The following is a 12,349-nucleotide window of genomic DNA, read 5'->3' as shown; positions in this document are numbered from 1 at the left end:
AAAGTAACGTTTACCAATTGACAACCATCCCAGAAGTCATCCCCCCATGTCTTCATTGCTACGCGGCTTAATCGACCGGATCGGCGCCTTCGGCTCGCTGGCCTGCGCCATTCATTGCGCAGCGCTGCCGCTGCTGATCGCGGTGCTGCCCTCGCTGGGCTTTGCCGGTTGGTTCGACGACGGCTTCGAACTGGCCTTCGTCATCTTCGCCAGCATGCTCGGCACGGCCAGCCTGATCTCCGGCTATCGCCGCCACCACGCCGTGCGCGCGCTGTCGCTGTTGGTTCCGGGCCTGAGCGTGCTGTGGATCGGCGTGCTGTACCCGCCGCTGCACGGCTCGACTCTGCCGCACGCCATCGCCATGACCTTCGGCGGCACCTTGGTCGGCCTGGCCCATCTGGCCAACCTGCGCCTGAACCACAGCCACGTCCACGACGCCAGCTGCGCCCACTGAGCGCCCGCGAGAGCGGGTGCGAACGCCTCGGATCGACGCTTGTGCTAGGCTTCGCAGCCTCGCGCGCGGCCGCGCAGCGCCGGACACCGGGCCTCGGCCCCCGGCGAAATCGCCTGCAGCCTGCGCGGACCACCATTCGATTCAACTGTAGAACGTCTTAATTAGGAGCACGACCATGGGTAAAGGCGACCGCAAGACCGCCAAGGGCAAGCGCTACAACTCCAGCTACGGCAATGCCCGCAAGGCCGTGAGCAAGGCGACCGGCACCGCCGCCGCGCCGGCAGCGAAGAAGACCGCCGTCAAGAGCGCGACCAAGGCACCGGCCAAGAAGGTCGTGGCCAAGAAGACCGCTGCCAAGGAATAAGCCGGCCGCAACGCCGACGCTGGACGAAAAGCCCCGCATCGCGGGGCTTTTTTTTGTCTGTTTTCGGGCCTGCGCACTCGGCGTGGCGCCGCTGTGGAAGCTCGTCGCGGCGGAGTTTTCCGGGCCGTGCCTATGCCCTTGGGTACACACAGACAAGGTGTAATTTTTTCATTAAGATGCGCGCGTTCCCGAGGAAGGGAACGGTCATCACATTTCGAAGGATCAAGGGGATTTATGAAGAAGCAACTCGCGCTGGCGCTTGCGCTGGCCATGGCCTCGACTGCGGCCGCCGCTGCGGACGGCCTGAGCTACAACTACGTCGAAGGCGGTTACTCGGTGCAGAAGTTCGAACTGCCGAGCATCGATGAAGACATCAGCATCCAGGACCCGAAGGCTGCAGGCGGCTACATCGCCGGCTCGGTCGCGGTCAGCGACGCGATGCACCTGTTCGGCGGCTACCGCCAGGGCAGCGACGAGATCGACGTCAGCTACCTCGGCACCCGTCTCGGCGAAGCCGATTTCGACGCCAAGCAGTACCACGTCGGCCTGGGTTACCACCACACCCTGTCCGACCGCGTCGACTGGACCGGCGAGCTGAGCTACCTGCGCACCGAAGTCGACGTCGAAGACGAAGAAGCCGGCGAAGGCGACGACTTCCGCGCTTCGCTCGGTCTGCGCGGCGATCTGGCGGCGAACTTCGAAGGCTGGGTCAAGGCCAACTACACCGACGGCGACGTCTACGAAAGCGAGTTCAGCGGCACGATCGGCGCACTGGTCAAGTTCAACGAGACCTGGGGCATCGTCGGCGAAGCCGAATTCGGCGACAAGGTCAGCCAGTTCAACCTGGGTGTCCGCGCCAGCTTCTAAGCGGTTGCGTACCTGCGATAGCGGAAGCCCGGCGCAAGCCGGGCTTCTTCGTTGCGGCTTTGCAAGAGTACGAGCGGCGCAAGCCGCGACCGTCCTGCATGCACAACCCGGCCGCCTTACGACTTCTGCGCCAGCTTCTCGACCGCGCTCCACACCCGCAGCAGATTGCCGCCGAGCACCTTGCGTATGGTTTCGTCGGAGTGGCCGCGCGCCTTCAGGCCTTCGATCAGATTCGGATAATCCGCGACCGACTTCAGCCCTTCCGGCAGGGCGCCGCTGACGCCGTCGAAGTCCGAACCGATGCCGACATGATCGGCGCCGAGCAATTTGATGCCGTAGTCGATCTGGTTCAGCACCGCATCGATCTTGACCGCGCGCGGCGGATGCGATGTCTCCCAGGCATGGTCGAAGGATTCCTGCGTCTGCACGGTTTCGCCGCGTGCGCGTGCGGCGGCCTGTTCCTTTTCGAACTTGGCGTTGGCGTCGAAATAGCCCTGGGTGTCGGCGGCCGAGGCCGGGTCGACGAAGGCGTTGCCGAACACGATCTGGACCACGCCGCCCTTCGCCGCGACCGCCTTGGCGAGCTCGTCGCTGAGGTTGCGCTCGAAGCCAGGAGTGAAATGGCGCAGACCGGAATGGCTCGCGATCACCGGCGCCTTGCTGCGCGCGAGCACGCCAAGCACGGCGTCGTCGGACAGATGCGAAACGTCGACCATGATGCCGAGCCGGTTCATTTCGTCGACGACTTTCTCGCCGAACGGGCTCAGGCCTTTCCACTTATGGTGCTTGTCGTAGGACGAATCGCTGATGCGGTTGTCCTGGCCATGGGCGAGGGTGATGTAGCGCACGCCGCGGCCGTGGAAGCGCGCGAGCTGGGCGAGGTCGTCGCCGATCGGCGCGCCGTTCTCCATGCCGAGCGCGAGCAGCACGCGCTGGCCGCGTTCGTGCAGGCGTTCCAGGTCGGCCGGCGAACGCAGCAGGGCGAACTTGTCCGGATGGCGGCCGATCATCGCCTCGACCGCGTCGATCTGGGTGTGCGCGGTCTGCTGCGCGGTGCCGGCGACGTCTTCGCCGGGCGAGGTATAGATCGACATGAAGGCGACATCGAGCCCGCCCTGGCGTGCGCGCGGGTAATCGAACTCGACCTTGGGCGTATCGACGCCGAGGTCGTTCCAGCGACGCAGCAGTCCGCTCGGCGCGTCGATGTGAGTGTCGACGATGATCGCGTCCTGGGCGAAGCGCTGGCCCGCGCTGAGGGGCTGGTCGGCGAGCGCGAACGGCGACGACAGCAGCAGGGCAAGAGCGAGAACGGTTCGCACGGTACCTCCAGGTTGACAGCGAAGGCGGCGCGGCGCCGCATCGGGCCGCCAGCGTACAACAGCGCGCCGCGGCTGCCTTGCGGCGGCGCAGCGTATGCGCAAGTCGTCAGTGCCTGATTGGGCTTACCTAGAGCGCTGCTTGCAAGGGTAGGGGCGGCGCAAGCCGCGACCGTTCTCTGTCGGATCGTTGCGTCGAAGGGTTCAGGCGAAAACGATCGCGCCGAGCCTAGCCGACCGTATCGACCAACAATCGCCCACCCGCGAACACCCGCTGCGCCAGATCGCCGTCGAGCCAGTAGCACAGCTCCGAGGGATGGCCGATGCGCCATTGCACGAAATCGGCGCGCGCGCCGACCCGCAGCACGCCGCGATCCGCCAGGCCGAGTGCGCGCGCCGCATGCACGGTCGCGCCGCGCAAGGCTTCCTCCGGGGTCAGGCGGAAATGCGTGCACGACAGCTGCATGGCCTGGCGCATCGACAGCAAGGGCGAGGTGCCGGGGTTGCAGTCGGTCGCCACCGCCATCGCCACGCCATGTTCGCGGAAGGCGTCCAGCGGCGGCAGCTTGGTTTCGCGCAATACATGAAACGCGCCGGGCAGCAGCACCGCGACCGTGCCGTGCGCAGCCATCGCGCGCACGCTGTCGAGCGAGGCGTGTTCGACATGATCGGCCGACAAACCATCGAAACTCGCGGCCAGGGCGGCGCCGCCGAGATCGCTGAGCTGGTCGGCGTGCAGCTTGACCGACAGGCCGAGCGAGCGCGCGGCCTCGAACACGCGGCGGGTCTGCTCGGGGCTGAAGCCGATGCCTTCGCAGAACGCGTCGACCGCGTCGATCAGGCCTTCGGCATGCAGACGCGGCATCCACGCGCAGACCGCGTCGATGTAATCGTCGGCGCGCCCGGCGTACTCCGGCGGCAGCGCATGCGCGGCCAGATAGGTCGCGCGCACTTCGACGCCGAGGGCGTCGCCGACTGCGCGCGCGACCCGCAGCATCTTGCGTTCGTTGTCGAAGTCCAGGCCGTAGCCGGACTTGATCTCCACAGTGGTGGCGCCGTCGGCGAGCAGGGCGCGGGCGCGCGGCAGCGACTGGCGCAGCAACTCGGCTTCGTCGGCGGCGCGGGTCGCGCGCACGCTGGAGACGATGCCGCCGCCGGCGCGGGCGATTTCTTCGTAGCTCGCGCCCTGCAGGCGCTGCTCGAACTCGCGCGCGCGGTCGCCGGCGAAAACCAGGTGGGTGTGGCAGTCGACCAGGCCCGGGGTGATCCAGCCGTCGGCCTCGATCACCGTGGCCGCCAGGCTCGCCGGGTCGGCGCCGAGCGCGCTGCGCGGCCCGACATGGGCGATGCGGCCGTCGCGCCAGGCCAGGGCGGCGTCGGCGATCTCGCCGTAGCCTTGGGCGGCGTCGAGGGTGGCCAGCGAGGCGCCGACGATCAGGCCGTCGTAGCGGCCGCCGCCTGCGGGGTGGGATGCGGTGCTCATGGGCCGATTCTACATGGGCGATTCTACTCGGCCGGTTCTACTTGGCCGATTCCAGCCGCTGCGCCGCGACGGTCGCATCGCGCGCCCGCGCAGGCGAGAATGCAAGCATGACGACCTCAGACCAAGCCGCTCTCTGGACCCCCGCCGGCTGGCGCCGCGACGACACCATCATCGAACGCATCGTGCCGGGCATCGCCAACCTGCATTCGCACGCCTTCCAGCGCGCGATGGCCGGCATGGCCGAGCGCCAGAGCGACCCCAAGGACAGCTTCTGGACCTGGCGCGAGACCATGTACCGCTTCGCCGGGCGCTTCACCCCGGAGTCGCTGCATGCGGTCGCCAGCCAGCTCTATGTGGAGATGCTCGAAGCCGGCTATACCACGGTCTGTGAGTTCCACTACCTGCATCACGCCCCCGACGGCCGGCCCTATGCCGACCCGGCGGCGATGTCGCGCGCCCTGATCGAGGCCGCGCGCGAGACCGGCATCCGCATGACCCTGCTGCCGGTGCTGTACATGACCGGCGGGTTCGACGAACGCCCGCTCGGCGAGCGCCAGCGCCGTTTCGGCCATGAAGTGGATGCCTACCTGCGCTTGCTCGACAGCTTGCGTACCGAGTCCGATGAGCTGCTGAAAGTCGGCTGCTGCCTGCACAGCCTGCGCGCGGTGCCGCCGGCGCCGATGCGCGAGGTGCTGGCGGCGCTGCCGGACGACAGCCGCGTGCACGTGCACATCGCCGAGCAGGTCGCCGAAGTCGAGGATTGCCTGGCGATCCGCAAGGCGCGGCCGGTGCGCTGGCTGCTCGATCATGCCGACGTCGACGAACGCTGGACCCTGGTGCACGCGACCCATCTCGATGCCGGCGAAGTGCAGGGCATCGCCGACAGCGGCGCGACCGTGGCGATCTGCACCACCACCGAGGCCAATCTCGGCGACGGCCTGTTCCCGCTGCGCGATTACCTCGACGCCGGCGGCGCCTGGGGCGTGGGGTCGGACTCGCATATCTCGGTGTCGCCGGTCGAGGAACTGCGCTGGCTCGAATACGGCCAGCGCCTGATCACGCGCCGCCGCAACATCGCGGTCGGCACCCATTCGACCAGCGTCGGCGAGACCTTGCTGCGCGGCGTGGACGCGAGCGCCGAGCGTTCGACCGGCTTTGATGCGATCAGCCTGGCCGGGGATTTCCTCACCTTGGATAGCGACGCCCCAGCTTTCGCCGGCGCGACCGACGAGGACTACATCGACCGTTGGTTGTTCAGCGGCAACCGCAACCTGGTGCGCGAGGTCCATGTCGGCGGTCGCCAGCTCGTCGCCGAAGGTCGCCATCGCGATCGCGACGCGGTTGCCGCGCGTTACGGACGGACTTTGCGGGCCTTGCTCGCGGATTGACGCGCCGCGCGTGAGTTATCGCGCGCGGCCGCGACTCGCGCTCAAGCCGGCGCGAACAGGTCGTCGATCGGCACCCGCCGCGGCAGCACGCCTTCGAGGGTGAGCAGGAATTCCTTGGTCGGCAAGCCGCCGCCGAAACCGGTCAGGCTGCCGTCGGAGCCGATCACGCGATGGCAGGGCAGCACGATCGGCAGCGGATTGCGGCCGTTGGCCGCACCGACCGCGCGCGTCGCGGTCGGCTGGCCGATATGCCGGGCCATCTGCGCATAGCTCCAGGTCTCGCCCCAGCGGATCTGCATCAAGGTGCGCCACACCTGCAACTGGAACGGCGTGCCGTGCGGCGCCAGCGGCAGATCGAACGCCTGGCGCGTGCCGGCGAAGTATTCGCCCAATTGCCTGCGCGTTTCGAGCAGCACGCCGTTGTCGCCCTCGTGCCAATCCGCGCCGCGCTTGACCGGATGCCAGGGCGCTTCGAACTCGATCACTCGCAGGCCGTCGTCGGCGCTGGCGAGCAGCAGCTGGCCGACCGGGCTGTCGATGTGTTGGAACGTAATCATGCGGCTTTCCGGGGTTTCTTCGCGGCGCGTGCGGGTGCCGCAGCGGCCTGGGGGGTGTCGCCGGCGGTTTTGCCGATCGGCACCGGCATGCTGTCGCGCCAGACGTGAATCACCGCATAGGCCCGCCACGGGCGCCAGGCTTCGGCGCGCGCGTTGAGTGCCTTCGCGGTCATTCGCACGCCGTCTTCGGGCACGGCTTTCTGCAGCACCAGGTCGTCGGCCGGAAACGCATCGGGGTGGCCGAGCGCGCGCATCGCGACGTAGTGCGCGGTCCATGGGCCGATGCCGGGCAGGGCGACCCAGCGCGCGACGAAATCGTCGAGAGTGCGCTCGGCGCGGAAATCGACCCGGCCGTCGAGCAGCGCGCGCGCGACCGTGCGCACGGTATCGGCGCGGGCGCGGGTCAGGCCGATCTGGGTGAGGTCGGCATCGGCCAGGGCTTCCGGCGTCGGGAACAGATGTTCGAGGCCGGCGGCGAAGGGCTGGGGCAAGGTCTCGCCGAAGCGCTGCGCGAGCCGCGTCGCCAAAGTGCGTGCAGCGGCGACGCTGACTTGTTGGCCGAGGATCGCGCGCACCGAAATCTCGAAACCGTCCCAACCGCTCGGCAGGCGCAGGCCCGGGCGTTTCGCGAGCAAGACCTTCAGGCGCGGATCGACCGACAGCGCCGCGGCGATCGCGTTCGGATCGGCGTCGAGATCGAACATGCGGCGCAGGCGGTTGGTGATCTCGAGCAGGCGCGCCGGTTTCGGCCCGCGCAGTTCGAGTTTCAGCGCATGCTCGCCGCCGGGCCAGGCGCTGACGCGCAGCCAGCCGGGCGCATCGATCGGGCCGATCACTCGGCTATAGCTGAGCGCATCGACCGTTTCGACGCCGGGCAGGGCGCGGCCGCGCAGGAAGTCGAGCATCGCCGCGAAATCGTAGGGCGGGCGATAGCCCAGGCGCAGGGTCAGGCAATCGCCGTCGCCGTCGGGGCTTTCGTTGGGGCGCCGGCGCAGATCGCGTGGCGCCATCCGGTAGGCCTCGCGGAAGGTGGTGTTGAAACGGCGCAGGCTGCCGAAACCGGCGGCCATCGCGACCTCGGTGATCGGCAGACGGGTTTCGGTCAACAGTTGCTTGGCGAACAACAGCCGCCGCGTGCCGTGCACGCCGATCGGCGGTGCGCCGAGGCGTTCGACGAACAAGCGCCGCAGCTGGCGTTCGCCGACGCCGACGCGTTCGGCCAGGGCCGCCAGCGGTTGATCGGCCAGCAGGCCTTCGTCGATCAGCTTGAGCGCGCGCGCCACCGCGGCATCGCCGCGCCGCCACGCGCCTTCGCCCGGCGACAGTTCCGGGCGGCAGCGCAGACAGGGCCGGAAACCGGCGGCTTCCGCGGCCGCGGCATGGCCGTAATAGACCACGTTCTCGCGCTTGGCTGCGGGCGCCGGGCAGACCGGCCGGCAATAGATGCCGGTGCTGGTCACCGCGGTGAAGAACAGGCCGTCGAAGCGCGGATCGCGGCTGAAACGAGCCTGTTCGCAGACCCGCCAATGCGGCAGCGAGGCGGTTGGGGCGGGGGTGATGGGGGCGTCCATGGAGCAAGGCTAGCACCGGCGAGGGGGCGGGACTCGCCGGATTCGGACATCAATACTGGAGGGGGTGTTCTTGCCTTGTGGGGTCGGTATGCGGGGTTGATCGGTAGTTGGCGTGGCTTGAGGGGTAGGCGCGGCGCGAGCGGCGACCGCGGGGCTTCAAGCTGATGCGGCCGGTTGTTCGATGCCGCCGTGCTGGCTCTAGCTCTAGCTCTGGCTCTGGCTCTGGCTCTGGCCTTGGTTCTGCCCTTGGCTGTTGCTATTGCTGTGCGTAGCTGAGCACTCGCGAAGGCCATCGAAGACCCGGAGGGCGGCCTGCATGGATGCAGGCCGTTTTTCATCGGGACAGGGATGTCCCGTATGAAAAAGCCCCGCGGATGCACCGAGCGTGCGGGCCCTTGACTCAAAGAGAAGCAACTTCTTTGGTTACCTTTCTTTTGTTGCTTTAGACAAAAGAAAGTAACCCGCCGCTTTAGTGGCGGAAGCTTTTAGCGTTTGATCCTGATCCTGATCTTGCTAGGTCGATCCGAAGCGAGACCGCAACAACGATGTCGCGGCTTGCGCCGCTCCTACCCTGGCTCCAGCCGGGAGTGCCGCGAGGTTGAGGCGTCGTGGTCGCCGCTTCTAGGGTAGGAGCGACGCAAGTCGCGACATCGTCCTGGCGGCCTCCGGCGCAGCTTTCGAGCAAGAGCAGAGCTTCCGTCCGCTGACGCGGCCGGGTTACTTTCTTTTGCTGGCCCAAAAGTCCCACAGGGAGTTCCTTCGGTCAAAGCTAACCAAAGAAAAGGCCTTCCCTGCAAGGGCACAAGCCCGCACGATCGAAGCCGACGCAGGGATGCTCCAGACAGGCCATCCATGGCCTGCTTACGCACGGCCCGCATCCATGCGGGCCGCCCTACGGGTCTTCAGTTGACCGGAAAAGCGGCAGAGCAAAGCGACAAGCAAAGCGGAAAAACAGATCCAAATCACGGCAACGGCAACCGTCGAAGGCTCGGCTTCGGGGTAGGAGCGGCGCGAGCCGCGACGGCGAGGCTTCGATCTCGCGGCGCTGCCGTCTGTCGCCGTTGTAGGAGCAGCGTAAGCCGCGACCCCGCAGAGGCGCTGTCGGCTCGGTGCGCTGCGGCTGCGTGTCGGTCCGCGCCGCGCTCGCGCTCAGGGATCCCGCAACGCCGGTAGCAGGGGCTCGATGTCGCCGTCGTTGTGCGCAGCGGGGATGCCGATCAGGCGGGCCAGCAGCGGGTAGACGTCGACGTTGTCGATCGCCGGAATCGTCGCGCCGGGTTTGAAGGCGGGCCCGCGGGCGACGAAGATCGCTCGCATCGAGGGCAGGGCGGGGTCGAAACCGTGCGAGCCTCGCGTTTGCCCGAGTCCGTCCTTGGGCAGTTTTTCGCGTTCGATCGCATCCCAGCCTTCGTGCATCTGGCAAACGATCGGCGGTACCCGCGGGTGAGTGCCGTAGTGCCACTGCGCCGGCAATTCGGTCTTGCGCCAGCAGTCGTAGGACACATGCGGGCCGAGCAGGCGTTGCTCGACCTCGGCTTCGTGACCGCGGTTCGGGACGATGCCGATCGATTGGCCGAGCGAAGTCACCACGGCTTGTTCCGGGGTGACCATGTCTTCGACCGCGATGCGGTGGCCGGGGGCGACTTCGGCCATGCCGTGGTCGGACACCAGGACGATGTTGGTGCGATCGAGTTGCTTGCGTGCGGCCAGACCGTCGAGCAGGCGGCCGATGGCGGCGTCGATGCGGCTCAGGGCTTCGCGCACTTGCGGCGAATCCGGGCCGTGGTCGTGGCCTTCGTGGTCGAGGGCGTCGAAGTACAGGGTCGCCACGTGCGGGCGCGTCGAAGCGGGCTCGCCGAGCCAGCCCAGCACTTCGTCGACGCGGGCGTTTTCGCCGACGGCGGCGTCGAACGGGCGCCAGCGGTCCGGGCGCAGGCCGTGAATCGGCGCTTCGCTGCCGGGCCAGAACAGGGTGGCGCTGCGCAGGCCGGCTTTCTGAGCGCCGATCCAGATCGGTTCGCCGCCGTTCCACCAGCGCATCTCGCCGACGGCGTCGCGGTCGGAGATCTTGAAGCGCCCGAGCGACTCGTCGCTCATGCTGTTGTGGACCACGCCGTGATGATCCGGACGCAGGCCGGTGACCAGGGTGTAGTGGTTCGGGAAGGTCAGCGACGGATACGACGGGGTCATCCATTGCGCGCGCACGCCGTCGCGAGCGAAGCGTTCGATGTTCGGGGTCAGGCCGAGCTCGAAGTAGCTCGCGCGGAAACCGTCGATCGAGATCAGCAGCAGAGGCGTGTCGGCCGGCGGGGCTACGCGGGTCGGCGCAGCGCAGGCGGCGAGGACGAGGATGAGCAGGGCGGACGCAGCTGCGGAAAGAATCGAACGCATCGCGACATCATAGCGGCAGCCGGTTGCCGGCCGATGTCAGGCCGGCGGCGCCGGCGACCGAGCGGCGAGCGGCCGGGGTCGGCATGGTTTTTCAGCATGATCTTGCGTCACGGCTTCTCGGCATGACTTCCGTCGCTGGCGGGTCGGCTGCGGCGGGCCGATAGTGAAGCCAGCCCGCCACCGAGTCGCCGCCATGCGCCCTGTCGTCCGCGCCGCCCGCTTGTCCCTGTCCTTGAGCTTGTCGTTGACCGCGACGGCAGCCGCCGCGCAGACGCCGCCGAAGCCGCTGCCGGTGGCGCCGCTCAGCGACGAGGAATGCGCGGTGTGGGCGCGCGAACTCAGTTTCGCCGCATCGATCGCCGGGCACGACGCCAAGGCCTTCGCCGCGCATTTGCACGAGCAGGCCGCGTTCGGTTCGGGCAGCCCGCAACCGACCCGCGGCCGCGACGAGATCGCCAAGCGCTGGGCCGGCCTGATCGAGGGCAAGGCCCTGCGCCTGCGCTGGTACCCGGCCCGGGTCACGATCGGCGGCGCGCGCGATGTCGCCTGGTCGACCGGACCGGCGCTGTACCAGAAGCTCGAACCCGGCGCCGAGCCGCGTTATTTGATCGGTGCTTATCAGTCGGTTTGGCACCGCGGCCAGGATGGGGTATGGCGGGTGCTGTTCGACGACGGCCTGACCCCACGGCCGGCCACCGAGGCCGAGGCGATGGCGTTCCAGAACGGCCGCCGCGAGGCCTGTCCGCGAGGCTGACACGCGCCTAAACGGCGGTGCCGATGCGGGTCCCGGCGCCGCGGCGGAGGCGTATCGTGGCTAGGCACATTGATCGAAGCTCGTATCGAAGCCCGTGCCCGTTCACAGGAGGCACCTCATGAAACGTTTGATGTTCGCTGCGCTGCTGAGCGCTTTCGCGTTCGCAGCGTCCGCGCAAACCACCGCCGCGCAAGTCGATGCCCAGGTCGACGCGAAGGTTGCGGTCCCCGCCGTCGCCGACGTCGATGCCCGGGCCGATGCGCGGCTCGCGACGAAGACCGAACAGCGCAAACACGATCCGAATTGCCTGCGTCACACCGGCTCGCGCCTGCAGCCGCGCAACAAGGACGGCTGCCTCGCCGGCGCCGGCCGCAGCTACAGCCGCGACGACCTCGACCGCACCGGCGAAGTCGACGTCGGCGATGCGCTGCGCAAGCTCGATCCGCGTCTGTACTGAGCGAGCCCGGCGCGTATCGGTTCCGGTCCGGGCGAGAGTCCGGGCCGTCCTGAAGCCCGGCATTCGTGCCGGGCTTTTTTGTGCGCGAAGCCGGGGCTCGCACGGCGCCTTTCCGTAGGCGCCGGTCAGGCGCCGATGCCGTCGAGCAACCGCTGCAGCGAGGCTTCGTAGAAGCGGCGGAACTCGCGTTCGTCGTAGCTGAAGCGGCCGGCGCGATACAGCGCGATCAAGCCATGGGTATGCGCCCACAAGCTCATGGCGATGTCCCAGGCGTCGCCCGCGCGCAAGCGGCCGGCCTGCTGCGCTTCGAGCACCACGTCGGCGACCACGTTCAAGGTCGGCGAGCGGCGCGCACGGAAATCTTCCGGGAAGCGCCGCGCATGTTCGCGCCGCATCGAGAACGCATGGTCGAACAGATGCGGATGGGCCAGGGCGTAGTCGAGGTAGATGCGTTGCACCGCGAGCAGGCGCGCGATCACGTCGCTGCCGTCGTTGCGCGCACTCCAGTGACGGGCGATCTCGTGGAAGCTGTCGTCGCTGATGCGCTGGAGCAGGGCCTCGCGGTTCGCGAAGTGGCGATAGATCGCCATCGGCGTGATGCCGACCGCCGTGGCGACGGCGCGCATGGTCACCGCGTCGACGCCGCCGCGCTCGAACAAGGCGCGGGCGGCGCGCAGGATGCGCTCGGCGGTGGCGGGCGTGCTCATGTATACAGCGTATACATTTTCCCGCCGATACGACAAATCG

Annotated in this window: 12 protein-coding genes; 6 read left to right on the top strand and 6 right to left on the bottom strand. The window is 68.2% G+C overall.

Annotation, left to right across the window (positions count from 1 at the left end):
* Positions 1 to 46 precede the first annotated feature (46 nt).
* The 3 genes from ACTOWK_RS11025 (at position 47) to ACTOWK_RS11015 (ending at position 1,685) form a co-directional block, all read left to right on the top strand.
* Entirely contained in the window at positions 47 to 454 is a 408-nt protein-coding gene (locus tag ACTOWK_RS11025; RefSeq protein WP_441330213.1) for a MerC domain-containing protein, read from the top strand.
* A gap of 175 nt (positions 455 to 629) precedes the next feature.
* Complete coding sequence (locus ACTOWK_RS11020; RefSeq protein ID WP_031373010.1) at positions 630 to 818, top strand: 30S ribosomal protein THX; 189 nt, start codon at positions 630 to 632, stop codon at positions 816 to 818.
* A gap of 234 nt (positions 819 to 1,052) precedes the next feature.
* On the top strand, positions 1,053 to 1,685 hold the full coding sequence (locus tag ACTOWK_RS11015) for an outer membrane beta-barrel protein (protein WP_441330212.1): 633 nt from the start codon (positions 1,053 to 1,055) through the stop codon (positions 1,683 to 1,685).
* Between the two features lie 116 nt (positions 1,686 to 1,801).
* On the opposite strand, the gene ACTOWK_RS11010 is transcribed toward ACTOWK_RS11015, so the two are convergent.
* The gene (locus ACTOWK_RS11010; protein ID WP_441330211.1) at positions 1,802 to 3,004 is read right to left on the bottom strand and encodes a dipeptidase; all 1,203 of its coding nucleotides are present in this window, start codon (positions 3,002 to 3,004) and stop codon (positions 1,802 to 1,804) included.
* A gap of 226 nt (positions 3,005 to 3,230) precedes the next feature.
* On the bottom strand, positions 3,231 to 4,484 hold the full coding sequence (gene hutI, locus ACTOWK_RS11005) for an imidazolonepropionase (protein WP_441330210.1): 1,254 nt from the start codon (positions 4,482 to 4,484) through the stop codon (positions 3,231 to 3,233).
* Positions 4,485 to 4,591: 107 nt separating this feature from the next.
* On the opposite strand from hutI, the gene ACTOWK_RS11000 reads away from it, so the two are divergent.
* Positions 4,592 to 5,872, top strand: a complete 1,281-nt coding sequence (locus ACTOWK_RS11000; protein WP_441330209.1) for a formimidoylglutamate deiminase — start codon at positions 4,592 to 4,594, stop codon at positions 5,870 to 5,872.
* 41 nt (positions 5,873 to 5,913) lie between these two features.
* Here the strand turns inward: ACTOWK_RS11000 and ACTOWK_RS10995 are convergent, their stop codons facing one another.
* The 3 genes from ACTOWK_RS10995 to ACTOWK_RS10985 form a co-directional block, all read right to left on the bottom strand.
* Positions 5,914 to 6,426 carry a methylated-DNA--[protein]-cysteine S-methyltransferase gene (locus ACTOWK_RS10995; protein ID WP_441330235.1) on the bottom strand — a complete coding sequence of 171 codons (513 nt, stop codon included), beginning with the start codon at positions 6,424 to 6,426 and terminating at the stop codon, positions 5,914 to 5,916.
* On the bottom strand, positions 6,426 to 8,000 hold the full coding sequence (locus ACTOWK_RS10990; protein WP_441330208.1) for an AlkA N-terminal domain-containing protein: 1,575 nt from the start codon (positions 7,998 to 8,000) through the stop codon (positions 6,426 to 6,428). Before ACTOWK_RS10990 ends, ACTOWK_RS10995 begins: the two co-directional genes overlap by 1 nt.
* Before the next feature lie 1,149 nt (positions 8,001 to 9,149).
* On the bottom strand, positions 9,150 to 10,391 hold the full coding sequence (locus ACTOWK_RS10985; protein WP_441330207.1) for an alkaline phosphatase family protein: 1,242 nt from the start codon (positions 10,389 to 10,391) through the stop codon (positions 9,150 to 9,152).
* Between the two features lie 193 nt (positions 10,392 to 10,584).
* Here ACTOWK_RS10985 and ACTOWK_RS10980 point away from each other — a divergent pair, with 193 nt between their 5' ends.
* Both ACTOWK_RS10980 and ACTOWK_RS10975 read left to right on the top strand, forming a co-directional pair.
* Complete coding sequence (locus ACTOWK_RS10980) at positions 10,585 to 11,145, top strand: YybH family protein (protein ID WP_441330206.1); 561 nt, start codon at positions 10,585 to 10,587, stop codon at positions 11,143 to 11,145.
* 118 nt (positions 11,146 to 11,263) lie between these two features.
* The gene (locus ACTOWK_RS10975; RefSeq protein ID WP_441330205.1) at positions 11,264 to 11,602 is read left to right on the top strand and encodes a hypothetical protein; all 339 of its coding nucleotides are present in this window, start codon (positions 11,264 to 11,266) and stop codon (positions 11,600 to 11,602) included.
* Between the two features lie 125 nt (positions 11,603 to 11,727).
* On the opposite strand, the gene ACTOWK_RS10970 is transcribed toward ACTOWK_RS10975, so the two are convergent.
* Positions 11,728 to 12,309, bottom strand: coding sequence for a TetR/AcrR family transcriptional regulator (locus ACTOWK_RS10970; protein WP_441330204.1), 582 nt, complete (start codon positions 12,307 to 12,309; stop codon positions 11,728 to 11,730).
* Between the last annotated feature and the right edge of the window lie 40 nt (positions 12,310 to 12,349).

The sequence above is a fragment of the Lysobacter sp. CA196 genome (assembly GCF_052078695.1).
Taxonomy (GTDB): Bacteria; Pseudomonadota; Gammaproteobacteria; order Xanthomonadales; family Xanthomonadaceae; genus Lysobacter.
The sequence above is the reverse complement of the archived record's forward strand: the minus strand, read 5'-3'. Positions and strand labels throughout refer to the sequence as shown.